Below are 15,104 nucleotides of genomic sequence, written 5' to 3' on the forward strand. Positions count from 1 at the left end.
GGTCCTAGACTGCTGCGCAGGAGGTTCACCCATGGCCATCTTCATGATCGAGCGCACATTCGCCGAGCAGCTCACGCCAGAGCCGGGGGCCTTCCACGAACTCAACCTCATCAACGCCGACGAGGGCGTCCGCTGGTTCTATTCGTTCCTCTCCCAGGACGGTCTGAGGACCTTCTGCCTCTACGAGGCCGATTCACGCGAAGCCATCGTCCGCGCGGCGCAGCGCGCTGGCGTGCCGGCCGACCTCATCATCGAGGTGACCCAAACGGTGACGCCAGACGGTCTGCTCCACCCCATCGCGGACGAACTCGTCGGCTGAGACGGCGGCACGAAGCAGGCGTGGTTCAGGGCCCGACATCGAGAAGGCCGTGCTCCGCCGCATAGCGTGCGGCCATCGTGCGATTCGCCACCCCGGTCTTCTGCAGAATGCTTCGGACATGGTTGGTCACCGTGTTCTCGGTGATGAAGAGTCGCTCGGACAGTTGCCGGTTGCTCAGCCCCTCCGCGACCAGGCGGAGCACCTCCAACTCGCGGAAGGTGAGTCCCTCCGGGCCCGAGTGTGGGCCGTCGAGCCCAACACGACCTCTCAGCCTGGGCGTTCGAAGCTGGCTCGCCGTCGCCACGGCTTCGCGCCGAGCGGCTTCGATGCGCCTGGTGGGAGCCCCTGACCTGCGCAGGTGGTCGACGATGGCGGCGAGGTCGTAGCCGACGAACAGGGGAGCACCCATGCGTTGGTCCATCGCGACGGCCGAGCGCAACAGGTCCTCGGCTCCCTCGCGTCCCAGCACGGAGTCCAGCAGGCCGAGATAGCGGTCAGCGCTTCCGAAGACGGCCAGCAAGGGGCCGACGGCAAGATTGCACCCTGCGAACTCGGCGAACACGGGCCGCAGGGCGGCCGCACAGCGGCGATCGTCGAGCCACGCGACAGCCTCCGACACGAACGCGATCGTCGCGGGCCAGGTGGCTGAGGCTCGGAACGGCTCGAGGTCGTGCTCGACCAGCCAGGTCAAGGCTCGGCGCGCACCATCACGGCGACCCAGCTCGCAGTACAGCGCGAGGAGCCCGGGTGCCCAGTGAGCAGCCACATCTTCGTGGCCTGTGATCAGTGGCCGCACCTGGTCGAGTTTCATCTGCTCACGTCGCAGGACGAAGGTCTGCATCGAGAGTCGCTCGGACATCTCACCCAGTTCTCCGATGTCTTCGAGCCGCATGAGGCGGCTGCTGATGGCATCGGCGGTTCCCACGTCGCCCGAGGCGAACGCGCGCGCCCACTCGTAGCAACCCGACTGCATGAGGTGGAAGGACGCTCCTGTCGCCGCCGCAGCGCTCGCCGTCTCGGCCCGGGCCGACTCGTGCCGTTCCGGGTCACCGGTGAGATAGCCGATCATGGCGAGCACCGTCGCTCCGTGGACCACGAGTGCTGGACTGTGCGCGGCACGACCCAACGCCACGAGCTCAGCGCACAGGAGGGCAGCGGCGCCCGCAGTCGATGGGCGGGGCATCGCGATGATGCTGCACTCCAGAGCGTGCGCAAGGGTGGCAGGGTCGCCGTTCTCACGCGCCAGGCCGAGAGCTTTGGCGACGAGAAGACCGCCTCGTTCTGCGTCGCCCGAATACCTCAGCGCCCTGCCGAGGCTGGCAATCGCTGTGATTCGGGTGGTGTCGATGTCAGGAACATTCGATCCGGACAGTGCCTGCGTCAGAAGTTCTGCCGCATCGAACCCCAGGTGCCCGATCCGCCAAGACGCATCCTCGTAGGCGACTGCAGCCCGGAGTCTGTTCACGGGACTCCCGCCAACGACCACTGCGCGGTCGAGATCGCGGGCCAACGCGAAGGCCCCTGCGTCGCGATAGGACTCCGCAGCGAGGAGTCGAAGGTCGTCTCGATCCGCGACCCCCTCCGCGAGGTTCGCTGCGCGGGCGAACGCTTGGCCCGCCTCATGGTGCGCCAGTCGGTCGCGCGCAAGGCGGGCGGCTTCACGGAGATACTGGACCGCTTTTGGCGCATGGCCCAGAACGCGAGCGCTGGCGTAGTGATGCGCAATGCGCTGGATCCTGTTGGGCTCGTTGGCAAAACCCTCTTCGAGAGTGAGCGCGATCCTGGCGTGGGTGCGAGGCACAGCAGATACCTGCATGAGGTCGAGGATCGCCTGCCTTCCGAGGACGTGGTCGAAGGCGTAGGAGGAGCTGTCGTTGGCCAGGTTCCCGACGAGACCCACGGCTCCCGCACGATCCAGGGCGGCGAGAACAACCGGCACCTCAAGTCCTGCCACGTGGGCGAGCACTGGCACGGAGAAGTCGGCACCGATCACGGCGGCGATCTCGATGAGGAGACGACATTCTTCGTCGAGCTCGGCCAGTCGTCCGGCGTAGAGGTCCCGCACCGTCTGTGGGGTGACCGCGAGCAACGGGTCAAGTCCGTCCAGTCCTCCGTGCGCCTCGACGTCGCGCAACACCTCACGCAGGTAGAAGGCGTTGCCCCCGCTCTGGTCACGCAAGATCGACGAGGCCGCCCGGGCCCGTCCCACCGGTGCTCCCGTTTCGGCGATGACGTACTCCGCGATGTCCTCGGCCCCCAGGGGAGTCAGATCGATGCGCCTGACCCCATCGAGTCGATAGAGCTGGGTCATGGTTGTCACGAGGGCGTCCGAACGGTCGGGGGGCGCACTTCGGTGCGATGCCAGACACAACAACTGCATGTCGCCCCCGTGCTGGGCGATGTGCGCCAACAAGCCCAACGAGGTCTTGCCCGCCCAGTGCAGGTCCTCGAGGACGAGGACGAGCGGATGCTGTCGACTGGCGGCACGAAGCACCTCGCACACGGCGTCGTACAGAACCTGTCGGTTGGTCACTTCCACGTTGTCGGGCTGACTCGTCGCTCCCGTCAACAGGTCAAGGCTCGCCGCCACCTCCGTGGCCGCCGCCGCATGCAGGGCTCTCAGGGGATCAATGAATGGCTGGTAGGGCGCGCCCAACTCGGCGACACACGCTCCGAGCAGAACCGTCGCGCCGTGGGCGTGGAGCATCCTTCCCGCCTCGGCGATGAACCGTGATTTGCCAGCCCCCGCCTCACCCCCGACGAACACGACCTGCTGCAACCCCGACTCGACCGCCGTCCACGCTTCCTCCAGGGCGTCGAACTCCGCCCGGCGCCCCACAAAGTGCGGGCCGGCGAACCGCCACCGGGCGGGTAGATCAGGAGGTGCCCAACGCTCCACCACATCCCCAAGATAGGCCTGGCCGCACCCCAGCACGCCCGCCTTTCCCAATCGTGATCGCCATGGCCAGATCTGACCATGGCGGGGCTGAAACGGAGTTCGCCAGTTGTGGTCAGGTGCCCGCCGTGCGCGATCCCTAGCGTCGAAGGCGTCAGAAGAACCCACTCCATGAAGGAACTGATCACCGTGAAAACTGTCATCACCCGCAGCGCCGCTGCAGTCGGCACATCGTTCCTCGGTGTGCTCCTGCTGACCGGCCCTGCCAACGCCAAGGACATCGGCCCCGGCGAACCCCTCGCCGCTTCGATGGCCACCCACCCGTGCAGCAACGTCGTCCCGGAGGACCTCGCTGCCTGCCTCGACGCCTACAACATCGAGACGGCTCACTACGAGGGGCCCATCGCCCCTGCGAGCGTTCCGCCAAACCCCAACTGGGTCTCACCCGGCGCGTTGGGACTCACCGCACTGGGCGCCGTCGTCATCGGCGGAGTCGTCATCACCACCGTGGGAGCCAGCCACCATCGGCACGCGACTCGACCTGCGTGACTCCACCTCCGGCAGCCGACCGAATCCTTATCCGGTCGGCTGCCGGCGTGCGTCGGGGAGTGCCGGGAGGGGTTCGGCGCGCAGCCAGGCGTGGAAGAGCCCGCTCAATCGACGGCCGGCGGTCCGCTCGGACAGGGCCTCGAACTCGGCCGTCGTGACGCTGCCACCGTTGTGCCGCGCCACCCAGTCGCGCAGGATGGCGAAGAAGGTGGTGTCGCCGACCTCGAGGCGCAGGGCGTGCAGGGTCAGGGCTCCACGCTTGTAGATGCGGTCGTCGAACATCTCCGAGGCACCCGGCGAGATGACGATGACGTCCTGCGGCAGGGCGGCGAGCTTCTCGTGGTGACGTGCGGCCTGCTCCCCCGTCGTGGCGATCCCTGCCGCCTCGGACCAGAGCCACTCGGCGTAGCAGGCGAAGCCCTCGTGCAGCCAGATGTCGCTCCACTGCGCAGCGGTGACGGCGTTGCCGAACCACTGGTGCGACAGCTCGTGAGCGATGAGTCGCTGCGCCTCCCACGACCGAGTGCAGTGGTTGGAGCCGAAGGTCGACGCCGCCTGCGACTCGAGAGGGATCTCGAGGACGTCGTCGGTGATGACGACGGCATACTCCGCGAAAGGGTAGGGACCGAAGAGCTCGACGAACGTCGACACCATCTGCGCCTGGTCGGCGAACGCCTCCGCGACGGCGGACCGCAGTCGCGGCGGGTGGTGCAGCCGCACCGGCACGGGAGCCCCCGACACCTCGGTGGTCTCGTAGCGACCGATCTGCACCGTCGCGAGGTAGGGCGCCATCGGCTCGTCCATCGCGTAGATCCACCGGGTCGCGCGCCCGTCCTTGCGTCGCTCGGCGAGCGTGCCGTTGGCAACGACGGCGTATGCCGTGTCCGTCGTGACGCTGATGGCGTAGGTCGCCTTGTCGGCGGCTCGGTCGTTGCACGGGAACCACGAGGGGGCGCCGTGCGGCTGTGACGCGACGATGACGCCGTCGGCGAGTTCTTCCCAGCCCGCCCGACCGTCGGGACCGGGAACGGTGCGGGGGGTGCCGGCATACGCGATCGTCAGCGAGAGAACGGTGCCGGCGGGCACGGTGTCCGCGAAGCGCAGCGTGAGGTGTGATGCCCGGTGCGCCCAACGGCGCAAGTTCGCCCCCGTGAGGTCGACCCGAGTCACCTTGAGCGCGTGGAGGTCGAGCGTGATGGTCGGGGTGTCGACGGCGAGGGTCAGCGTGAGGTGCGCGCGACCGGTGAGGTGGTTGCCCGCAGCCTTGTAGGTGAGGTCGAGCTCGTAGTGGTCGACGCCGTATGCCGTGTCGCCGTGTCCGGGCATGTAGGGGTCAGCCTGCGTGCCCGTTGCGTTCGCGCTCACTCGTCCACCCATGGTCCGACAGGGTTGCCGATCCAGCGGGTCCGATCGGGGACCGACTCGCCGCGCATCACGAGAGATACGGGACCGACGGTGGCGTGCCGACCGATCTGGGCGGCGGGCAGGATCACCGAGTTGGGGCCGAGGGTGCCGCCGCGCTTGACGGTGACGGTGTCCATCGAGAGCACCCGGTCGTGGAAGAGGTGGGTCTGGACGACCGTGCCGGCGTTGATCGAGGCGCCGTCGTCGAGGCGGACGAGGTCTGCTTCGGGCAGCCAGTAGGTCTCGAGCCAGACGCCGTCGCCGATCTTGGCGCCCATCGACCGCAGCCACATGTTGAGGGCGAGGGTTCCGGTCGCGGCGCGGGCGAACCACGGAGCGGCGAGGACCTCGACGAAGGTGTCGGCGAGCTCGTTGCGCCACACGAAGGAGGACCAGAGCGCGTGGTTGCCCGGCCGGAGCTTGCCGACGAGCAGCCACTTGGCGGTGGTCGCGCACCCGGCCGCGAGCGCACCGGCCGCGAGGAGGACGAATCCGCTGAGGAGGACGGCCCAGATGAGGCCGTGGCTGAGCAATAGCTCGATGGCGGCGACGACGAGGACGACGAGGGCGATGTGGATCCACACAGGCACGGCACGCAGGGCCTCGACGACGGCGCGGCCCACGCGCAGCTTGGTGGGCGGGGAGTAGGTGCGGGTGGAGTCCGCGTCGGAGCCTTCGCGCCGTAGTGGCCGCGGCGGGGAGCCGAGCCATGAGGTGCCGGCCTTGGCCTTCTTGCGGCGAGGGGCGGCCGAGAGGACGGCGACGAGTCCCTGCTTGGGCACCTTGCGACCGGGAGCGGCCATGCCGGAGTTGCCGACGAAGGCGCCCTTGCCGATGCGTACGTGCTCGACCCGCAGCCAGCCGGCACCCAGCTCATAGCCCGCGACCATCGTGTCGTCGGCGAGGAAGGCACCGGCTCCGACCCGGGTGAAAGTCGGGATGAGCAGGACGGTCGAGGCCTCGACGTCGGGGCCGAGGTCGGCGCCGAGCCCGCGCAGCCACGACGGTGTGAGGCTGCTGGAGTAGAGCGGGAAGAGCCACGTCCGCGCGTCGTCGAGGATGCGCAGCGTCGTCCACGCCTGCCACGCCTGACGTCCGTGGACGGGGTGGGCGCCGGCGCGCAGACCGATCGCGAGCAGTCGGACGAGGACGAGGACCATCACCGCAAGGGCGACGAAGCCGACGGTGGCCCCGAGGGGGATCCAGAGCAGTGCGGTCCCCAGAGCGCCGCCGATGGAGGTCGTGTCCGCGAGGGCAGGAAGGGCCACCAGGGCGCCGATGGCGACCGCCGCGAGAGGGAGGAGCGAGACGACGACGGCCGACGCGGCATACGCGCCCAACCAGATTGGCTTGTTGGCCGGGCGGGCGTCGTGCCACGGGCCGCGTGCCGTGCCGGAGGGTTCGGCTGGGGCTCCGGACCACGACTCGTCGGCAGGGACCGCGCCGAAAACGGCTGAGCCGGGGGCGATTTCGGCGCGTTCGCCGACATCCGCGCCGGGGAGGAGGGAGCTGCGGGCACCGACCCGTGCGCCTTCGCGGACCCGGATCGGTCCGACGATGAACTTCGCGCCGTCGATCCAGTGCCCGCGCAGGTCGACCTCGGGCTCGATCGAGACTCCGTCGCCGAGGTCGAGCATGCCGGTGACCGGCGGGACGGAGTGCAGGTCGACATCGCTTCCTACGCGGGCACCGAGTGCCCGGGCGAACACCTTGATGAAGGGCGCACCCGAGAGGTTGGCGGCGCCGAGCTCGTCGACGAGGCGTTCGGCCAGCCAGACGCGCAGGTGGACCTCTCCGCCGCGGGGGTACTCCCCCGGCTCGAGGTGACGCAGCAGCGTGCGGACGCCGAGGGCGGCCAGGGCCATCCGCCCGACCGGCGAGATGAGGAGGACCCATCCGAGGGCGAGCCACCACCAGTGCACGATCGGCAGCCAGGTGAGGTCGAGGACGGACCGTGCGACGGCGTTGCCGAGGCCGATCCAGGTGAGCCACCGCAGGCCAGCGATGCTGCGCAGGACGACGGAGGCGAGGATCTGAGCGCTCTGGGTCTTGCCGGGCACCGGTGGCACGTCACGGTTGAGTCGACCGGTGGGCGTCTCCATCTCGTCGAGCGCCACCGCGAGGGCGGCGAGACTCGGGTGCTCGTAGATGTCGGCGACCGTGACCTCGGGGAAGCGTTCGCGCAGCCGGCTCACGAGCTGGGCCGCACTGAGCGAGCCGCCACCGACGTCGAAGAAGTCCTCGTCGGAAGTGGTCGGCGGGCCGCCCAGGATGCTCGCCCACAGCCCCGAGATCCAGCCGGCGGTGTCACCCGTGTCGGCACCACCGGCGGGGTTGGTGGGGGCCAGGGGCCACGGCAGGGCGTCGCGGTCGATCTTGCCGGAGGTGCGCGTGGGCAGGGTGTCGACGACGGCGAGGCGCGGGACGAGGGCGGCCGGCATCGACTGGCGCATCGACTCGGTTGCCGCCTTCGCGTCGAACGTGTCGTTCGTCGTGACGTAGCCGATGAGCAGGGTGTTGCCCGCCTCGCTCCGGCGCACGGCGGCGGCCGCACCACTCACACCGGGTAGGGACAGCAGAGCGGAGTCGATCTCGCCGAGCTCGATGCGTCGGCCGCCGACCTTCACCTGGTCGTCGGCCCGCCCGAGGAAGACGAGCCCCTCGGGCTCGTTGCGCACGAGGTCACCCGAGCGGTAGGCGCGGTCCCAGCCCAAGGTGGGCATGGCGGCATACGCCGCTCTGTCCTTCTCCTCATCGAGGTAGCGAGCGAGACCGACGCCGCCGATGATGAGCTCGCCGCTCTCCCCCTCGGGGACGGGCTGGCCGGTCGCGTCGACGACGGCGAGGTCCCAGCCAGCGAGCGGGAGGCCGATGCGGACTGGTGGTTCGCCAGTGAGCTGGGCTCCACAGGCGACGACGGTGGCCTCGGTGGGGCCGTAGGTGTTCCAGACCTCGCGGTGCTCGTTGGCCAGGCGCGCGCCGATCTCGGGCGGGCACGCTTCGCCGCCGAGGATGAGGAGGCGGACGTCCGCGAGCGCCTCTGTCGGCCACAGGGTCACGAGGGTCGGCACGGTCGAGACGATGGTGATGCGGTTGGCAGTGAGCCACGGGCCGAGCTCGACACCTGAGCGGACGAGAGAACGGGGTGCGGGGACGAGGCACGCGCCGTAGCGCCACGCGAGCCACATCTCCTCGCAACTCGCGTCGAAGGCGACCGAGAGGCCAGCCATGACTCGGTCGCCCGGACCAATGGGCCTGTCCTGCAAGAACATTCGCGACTCGGCGTCGACGAAGGCAGCCGCATTGCGGTGCGTGACGGCAACGCCCTTGGGCTTGCCGGTCGAGCCGGACGTGAAGATGATCCAGGCGTCGTCGTCGGTCGTCGGGTCCTCGCGTGGTCCCGTCTGCTCAGCGGCGTATGCCGTGTCGTCACCGTGCGTGGAGCCGCCGCCGACCGCTCGGACCACGAGGTCAGTTGTGATGATCGCGGCGACGTCGGCCTCTCCGAAGACGATGCGCGCGCGCTCGTCCGGGTCGTCGTAGTCGACCGGGACGTACGCCGCACCGGCGACGAGGATGCCGGCGATGGCGACGTAGAGGTCGAGAGTGCCCGAGGGGATGCGGATGCCGACCCGGTCACCGCGTTCGACGCCGGCCGCACGCAGGGCGTCGGCCACGTCCTCCGCAGCCTCGGCGAACTCGCCATAGGTGAGCACGCTCGTGCCGTTGTCGACGGCGGGCGCGTCAGGGTGGGCCTCGATCGTGGCGCGCAGGATGTCAACGAGGGTGCGTGGGCTGGGGGCCTCACTCCCTCGGAGCAGGGGGTCGCTCACGTCCAGCGGAGGAGTCCGCGGCGGGCCGCGTGGAGGAGGCCGATGACGATGATGCCGATGAAGATTGCGATCTCGACGAGCGACGCAGCACCCAGCTGGGCGTCACGCAGGACGTAGGCCCACGGGAAGAGATAGACGGCGTCGACGGCGAAGACGACATAGAGGAAGGCGTAGGACAGGTAGCGGACCTGGCTCTGGGCCCAGCCCTGGCCGACCGGGTCGACACCGGACTCGTAGGTCGAGAGCTTGGCCGTCGAGGGAGCCCGCGGGGCGAGGAGGCGGCGAGCGCCCATCGCGGCGATCACCAGCACCAGTCCGATGCCCAGCACCCCGGCTGCGGCGAGGTATCCCGTCATGACTCAGAGCCTAGCCACGCCAGATGAACAGCGGGTGACGGCTCTCAAGGTCACTCGAGGTAGCAGGCTCCATAGATGCTCGCCACGGTGTTGGCCCCGGTGCCGACGCTCAGCTCCGAGCCGTCCTCGTCGTAGAGCGACATCTGGTGCTCGCCGGGCTTGTCGAGCAGGGTGTGCTCGTCGCCGTAGCCTCGCTTGGCCGCGACGGCCTTGACGGCTTCCCAGGCGCGGTCCCAGTCAGCCTCGGGAATGCCGCCCAGGGCGCCACCACTCGTGAGCACCTCCGAGGTGGCGCCATCGACCTGGGAGAACGGCTCCTTGCAGCCGGAGCCCGACTCGACCGTCGGCGCCGGAGAGCGCCACGCAAGCGCCGGGGCGACCTCGCTCAACGCAGATCGCACCTCCGACAGGAGCGCCAGGTTGTCGCGCTGGGCCTGCGCCGACGTGCGGCGTGACTCGAGTTGTTGTTGGGTGTCCACGTCAGCTCCTTGGCAAGCGGTGAGGATCATGGCCGCCAGCACTGCAACGAGCATTGCCAACGGTCGGCGTGACTGCAATGGGGGCCTCACTTGAGCCACCCCGGAATCCATGGCTGGGACTTGATCGGGTCAGTGAACCAGCCCACGTTCTGCCCTTCGATTGCCCCTTGAGGGTTGCCTCCGACGATCTGCGCCATGGAGTACTGGCTCGTCGAGCCGTCCTGCAGGTAGCTGGAGTGGCCCGACACACCCTCCCACGACCGCCCGTCGGCGGACGTCGCCTCCCCGGTCTGGAGGTGCTGCATGCCGTCGAGTCCCGTGGGGTCGCTCCCGAACCGGGCGAGGTCGCCGACCCCATCCCATTTCGCCTCCGCGTAGTAGGCGCTTCCCTCGGGGATCTGGAGATCATTGAGGTCGGACGTGCCGAGTCCCGGAGAGCCGAAGAAGACGGCTCGGTCGACGCCTGTGCCCTCGTGCTGCAATCCGTAGCCTGCAGTGGTCGAGCCGTACGAGTGAGCCAACGAGGTGAGATCCGGGTCGTTCAGCCGCGACGCGTTGATGCCCCTGAAGTAGTCGGCGAGGTCCTCGCCGCCGTCTTCCGCCGACCCGGACAGTGCGACCGAGTCGCCCGCGAAGGTGGTGCCCCACTGGGGGGCCTGGTAGTCGAGCCAGGTGACCGTCGCGACCGTACCGTTGTCGCCGTTTCGGAAGAGCTCCTCCTCGGAGCGGGTCCGGAGCTCGGCCATGTTCGAGTTGTAGCCGTCGATCCCCTCGACCGTCGATGTCAGCCCGGGAGTGAACACCGCGACATGGTCGGCCGTGTCGACGTTCCCGTTGGCAATGATCGCCTGGGTGCGCGGCGTGCTGAAGTCGAGCCCGAGGAGCTGGTGCTGGCCCGGCTTGGCCAGGATGCCGTCGAGCGTGCCAATGGCCCCCTTCTCCTCCCTGAGCTCGTTGTACTCGTCGATGTGCGCCCCGTAGTAGACGGGGTCGAAGCTGCCATCTGCTAGGTAGAACCCCTTCTCGATCTCGGAGATTCGAGTGTTCACGTGGTCCCGGCGAGAGGAGAGGATGTTGCGGTTCGCGAGGTCCCGGGATGTCGCGTCGACTCCGTCACGGTTGCCGATCCAACCCGGGTGATTGGCGATGATCTCCTTGCGCTCGTCCGGCGACATCGTGGCCCACCACGCCGCACTGTCGGACGGGGTCGCGCCCTCGGGTGGCTTGAGCAGGGTGAGGTCTCCCTCGACCTCACCGAGCTTCGAGGCCGTGGCCAAGCCGCCCGCTCCGACGTGGATCCGGTTGAGCTCGATCTTCTCCAGGACGTCGCCGAGGTCGGTGTCGACGTCGGTGGCCTTGCGCAGGGCCTGCTCGATGCGGTCGACGCATTCGGTGACCCAGCCCTGACGCTCGTCGAGGGCGACCTGGTTGTCGTGGTCGTTGCCCGTGTCGATGTCCGGGCCCATGTCGGAGACCGTGCCATCGGCCGAGATGCTCAGCTGGTGCAGCGTGGCGAATTCCTGGGCCGCGTCCACGGCCTGTTCCACGCCGCGCACTCCGTCCGCGGCGTCACACACTGCGGTGTATGCCGCAGAGACCTCCGCGACCAGGTCCTTGAGGTCTTGGGTGACGTTCGTCAGCCTGGTGCGCGATGCCTGCGACGCGTCACCGTGCCACTGCTTCGGAAGGCCCATCGTTTCGAGCTCGTCGGCGAGGTCGAGCATGGACCGCCGAGCCTCGCGGAGGGTGGTCTCGGCCGTGTCGAGAGTGGCCGGTGACCACTGCTTGATGTTGCCCCAAGTGAGAGCCACGTCAGTCGTTCTTCTTCGTCGCGGGTGCGAAGGCTGCACGGGCAGCCTCGTCGTCGAGCTCGTACTGCGTGGCGTTGGTGTCGAGGTTTGTGCCGTAGGCCTTGGCGGCCTTGGCCCAGTCGGTCAGCTCGGTGGCCCAACCGCTGCTCACCCGCTGCATCGCGCTCACACTCGAGGCCCCGGGCATGGCGGCCTCGGCCCCCGTGAGGGCGTCACCCGGAGCGACCTTGGCGATCTGCGTCGCGGCCGACCGCGCGGCTTTCGCGGAGTCGCGCAGGTCCTTGATCTGTACGTCGTACGACATGAGCACCCCTCCCCTGTGACCGCCCATGCTGTCAGTGACGACAGGGGTTCGCCATGGGGAGGGCTCCCCCACAAAAGGGAGGGTGATCGATGTTGGACACCTCCATAGCCTTGCCTTACCTCGGTCGTACGATGGAGGGACACGTCGGGGTCACGACGAAGCGTCCCGACTGACAGCTCTCGAGTCAGGTGTTCATGTCCAGCAAGACCGTCCAGAAGCTCGATCGCGTGGTCATCCGATTTGCTGGCGACTCCGGCGACGGGATGCAGCTCACCGGAGACCGGTTCACCTCCGAGACGGCCGCGATGGGCAATGACCTCTCTACCCTGCCCAACTTCCCCGCCGAGATCCGCGCACCCCAGGGGACGCTGCCCGGGGTGTCGAGCTTCCAGCTCCACTTCGCCGACCACGAGGTCCTCACCCCTGGCGACGCTCCCGACGTCCTCGTCGCGATGAACCCCGCGGCCCTCATGGCCAACCTCGGGGACGTCCCGCGTGGCGCGACGATCATCATCAACACCGACGAGTTCTCCAAGCGCGCCCTCGCCAAGGTCGGCTATGCCGAGAACCCGGTCGAGGACGGCTCGCTCGAGTCCTTCCACGTCCACGCGGTGCCGCTCACGTCGATCACCGTGGACGCGCTGGCAAAGTTCGAGGGACTCACCCGCAAGGAGAAGGAGCGCGCCAAGAACATGTTCGCGCTCGGCCTGCTGTCGTGGATGTACACGCGTCCCACGACCGGCACGGAGTCCTTCCTCACCAAGAAGTTCGGCGCTCACCCCGAGATTCTCGAGGCCAACCTCACCGCCCTGCGGGCCGGCTGGAACTACGGCGAGACGACCGAGGACTTCGCCTCGAGCTACGAGATCGCACCAGCCGTCATGCCGCCGGGCACCTACCGGAACATCACCGGCAACACCGCGCTCGCACACGGTCTCGTCGCCGCCGCGCACCAGGCGAAGCTGCCGCTCGTGCTCGGGTCCTACCCGATCACCCCTGCCTCCGACATCCTCCACGCGCTGTCGGCCCTCAAGCGCCACAACATCACGACGATGCAGGCCGAGGACGAGATCGCCGGCATCGGCATCGCCCTCGGTGCGAGCTTCGGCGGCGCCATCGGCGTGACGACGACCTCCGGTCCCGGTGTCGCACTGAAGTCCGAGATGATCGGCCTCGCCGTGTCGCTCGAGCTGCCGCTGATCATCGTCGACGTCCAGCGAGGCGGGCCGTCGACCGGCCTGCCGACCAAGACCGAGCAGTCCGACCTGCTCCAGGCGATGTTCGGTCGCAACGGCGAGTCGCCCGTCCCGATCATCGCGCCGGCAACCCCGTCCGACTGCTTCGACGCCGCCTTCGAAGCGGTCCGGATCGCGACGGCATACCGGACTCCCGTCTTCCTGCTGAGCGACGGCTACCTCGCCAACGGCTCCGAGCCCTGGGCCGTCCCGGAGGTGGCCGACCTGCCCGACCTCACCGTCGAGTTCGCGTCGGCGCCCAATGGTGTCGACGACAAGGGGGAGCCGGTCTTCCACCCGTTCCTGCGCGACCCCGAGACGCTCGCCCGCCCGTGGGCGGTCCCCGGTACCCCCGGTCTTGAGCACCGCATCGGTGGCATCGAGAAGGCCGACATCACCGGCAACATCTCCTACGACCCCGACAACCACGACAAGATGACCCGCCTGCGCGCCGCCAAGATCGCGGGCATCGCGGGCATCCCCGATGTCGTCGTCGAGGATCCTTCGGATGATGCCCGATTGCTCGTTCTCGGTTGGGGCTCGACGCAGGGCCCGATTGCCGCTGCTGTCAGGGCTGTTCGCAACGCCGGCCACCACGTCGCGTCGGCGCACCTGCGCAACCTCAACCCGTTCCCTGCCAACCTCGGTGAGGTCCTTCGGTCCTACGATCGCGTCGTCGTCCCCGAGATGAACCTCGGCCAGCTGTCGATGCTGTTGAGGGCCCAGTTCCTCGTCGACGTCCGCCCCCACACGTCGGTGCGTGGTCTGCCGTTCTCCACGGTCGACCTTGCCGACGTCATCCTCACCCACCTCGAGGAGATCAAGTGACCACCACGAACGGTGCAGCCGCTCGCCCGAGCGGACTGGCCGGCATACCCCTGCTTGCTCCTGACGCTGCGAAGCAGACGAAGAAGGAGTTCACCTCCGACCAGGAGGTGCGGTGGTGTCCGGGTTGCGGTGACTACGCGATCCTCGCGGCGGTGCAGTCGTTCCTGCCGGAGCTGGGGCTCAAGCGCGAGAACATCACGTTCGTCTCCGGGATCGGGTGCTCGTCGCGCTTCCCGTACTACCTCGACACCTATGGCATGCACTCGATCCACGGCCGTGCGCCGTCCATCGCGACGGGGCTCGCGACGTCGCGACCGGACCAGAACGTGTGGGTCGTGACCGGTGATGGTGACGCGCTGTCGATCGGCGGCAACCACCTCATCCACGCCCTGCGCCGCAACGTCAACATGACGATCCTGCTGTTCAACAACGAGATCTACGGGTTGACCAAGGGTCAGTACTCCCCCACCTCGCGCATCGGTCAGGTCACCAAGTCCACGCCGATGGGGTCGGTTGACCAGCCGTTCAACCCGGTGTCGCTGGCGCTCGGTGCCGAGGCGACCTTCGTGGCTCGCACGACCGACACCGACCGCAAGCACCTCACGGGCATCCTGCGAGCGGCCGCCGAACACCGCGGCACCTCGCTCGTCGAGATCTACCAGAACTGCCCGATCTTCAACGACGGCGCGTTCGACCTCATCAAGGACCGCACCCAGCAGGAGGCGCGCCTCGTGCACCTCATCGACGGTGAGCCGGTGCAGGTCGGGCCCGAGGACGACCGAAAAACGTTGGTGCGTATGCCGGGTGGTCGCCTCGAGTTCGTTCCTGCCGCTGACGCTGTGGGTGCGGATGTGGTGGTGCACGACGCTGGTGCGGAGGACCCGAGCCAGGCGTTCGCTCTGTCGCGGCTCGACTCGCCCGAGATGACACACGTGCCGATGGGCATCTTCCGTTCGGTGTCGCGTCCGACCTACGACGACGGTGTGCGGGCGCAGGTTCAGGCAGCCATCGACACCGCGGGTGGTCCGGCGTCGGACGACGACCTGGGGGCGCTGCTTCGCGGTCGCGACACCTGGACCGTCGCGTGAGT

The 15,104-nt window shown here is 68.6% G+C and carries 11 protein-coding genes; 4 read left to right on the plus strand and 7 right to left on the minus strand.

What is annotated here, in order from left to right; genetic code table 11:
* Positions 1-31: 31 nt before the first annotated feature.
* Positions 32-319, plus strand: coding sequence for a DUF4242 domain-containing protein (locus tag JNB_RS08730; protein ID WP_009776077.1), 288 nt, complete (start codon positions 32-34; stop codon positions 317-319).
* A gap of 25 nt (positions 320-344) precedes the next feature.
* Here JNB_RS08730 and JNB_RS08735 read toward each other — a convergent pair whose 3' ends face one another.
* Positions 345-3,383, minus strand: a complete 3,039-nt coding sequence (locus tag JNB_RS08735) for an AAA family ATPase (RefSeq protein ID WP_371177184.1) — start codon at positions 3,381-3,383, stop codon at positions 345-347.
* A 3-nt stretch (positions 3,384-3,386) separates the two neighbouring features.
* On the opposite strand from JNB_RS08735, the gene JNB_RS21490 reads away from it, so the two are divergent.
* The gene (locus tag JNB_RS21490) at positions 3,387-3,764 is read left to right on the plus strand and encodes a hypothetical protein (protein WP_009776079.1); all 378 of its coding nucleotides are present in this window, start codon (positions 3,387-3,389) and stop codon (positions 3,762-3,764) included.
* 27 nt (positions 3,765-3,791) lie between these two features.
* Here JNB_RS21490 and JNB_RS08745 read toward each other — a convergent pair whose 3' ends face one another.
* From JNB_RS08745 to JNB_RS08770, 6 genes are all read right to left on the minus strand, one after another.
* Complete coding sequence (locus tag JNB_RS08745) at positions 3,792-5,129, minus strand: M1 family metallopeptidase (RefSeq protein WP_009776080.1); 1,338 nt, start codon at positions 5,127-5,129, stop codon at positions 3,792-3,794.
* Positions 5,126-9,001, minus strand: a complete 3,876-nt coding sequence (locus JNB_RS08750) for a Pls/PosA family non-ribosomal peptide synthetase (RefSeq protein WP_009776081.1) — start codon at positions 8,999-9,001, stop codon at positions 5,126-5,128. The genes JNB_RS08745 and JNB_RS08750 overlap by 4 nt, the downstream gene beginning before the upstream one ends.
* Positions 8,998-9,357 (minus strand): NADH-quinone oxidoreductase subunit A, encoded by a 360-nt coding sequence (locus JNB_RS08755; RefSeq protein WP_009776082.1) that lies wholly within the window; start codon positions 9,355-9,357, stop codon positions 8,998-9,000. The genes JNB_RS08750 and JNB_RS08755 overlap by 4 nt, the downstream gene beginning before the upstream one ends.
* Before the next feature lie 50 nt (positions 9,358-9,407).
* Positions 9,408-9,836 (minus strand): LppA family lipoprotein, encoded by a 429-nt coding sequence (locus JNB_RS08760; RefSeq protein ID WP_158306132.1) that lies wholly within the window; start codon positions 9,834-9,836, stop codon positions 9,408-9,410.
* Positions 9,837-9,922: 86 nt separating this feature from the next.
* Positions 9,923-11,647 carry an alpha/beta hydrolase gene (locus tag JNB_RS08765; protein WP_009776084.1) on the minus strand — a complete coding sequence of 575 codons (1,725 nt, stop codon included), beginning with the start codon at positions 11,645-11,647 and terminating at the stop codon, positions 9,923-9,925.
* Between the two features lies 1 nt (position 11,648).
* Positions 11,649-11,951 (minus strand): hypothetical protein, encoded by a 303-nt coding sequence (locus JNB_RS08770; protein ID WP_148232359.1) that lies wholly within the window; start codon positions 11,949-11,951, stop codon positions 11,649-11,651.
* Between the two features lie 194 nt (positions 11,952-12,145).
* Between JNB_RS08770 and JNB_RS08775 the strand changes: the two genes are divergently transcribed.
* Together JNB_RS08775 and JNB_RS08780 are read left to right on the plus strand one after the other, a co-directional pair.
* Positions 12,146-14,014: a 2-oxoacid:acceptor oxidoreductase subunit alpha gene (locus tag JNB_RS08775; protein ID WP_040884478.1), complete on the plus strand. Its 1,869-nt coding sequence runs from the start codon at positions 12,146-12,148 to the stop codon at positions 14,012-14,014.
* The gene (locus JNB_RS08780) at positions 14,011-15,102 is read left to right on the plus strand and encodes a 2-oxoacid:ferredoxin oxidoreductase subunit beta (protein WP_009776087.1); all 1,092 of its coding nucleotides are present in this window, start codon (positions 14,011-14,013) and stop codon (positions 15,100-15,102) included. Before JNB_RS08775 ends, JNB_RS08780 begins: the two co-directional genes overlap by 4 nt.
* Positions 15,103-15,104 lie beyond the last annotated feature (2 nt).

It is taken from the genome of Janibacter sp. HTCC2649, assembly GCF_000152705.1.
In the GTDB taxonomy this organism is placed as follows: domain Bacteria; phylum Actinomycetota; class Actinomycetes; order Actinomycetales; family Dermatophilaceae; genus Knoellia.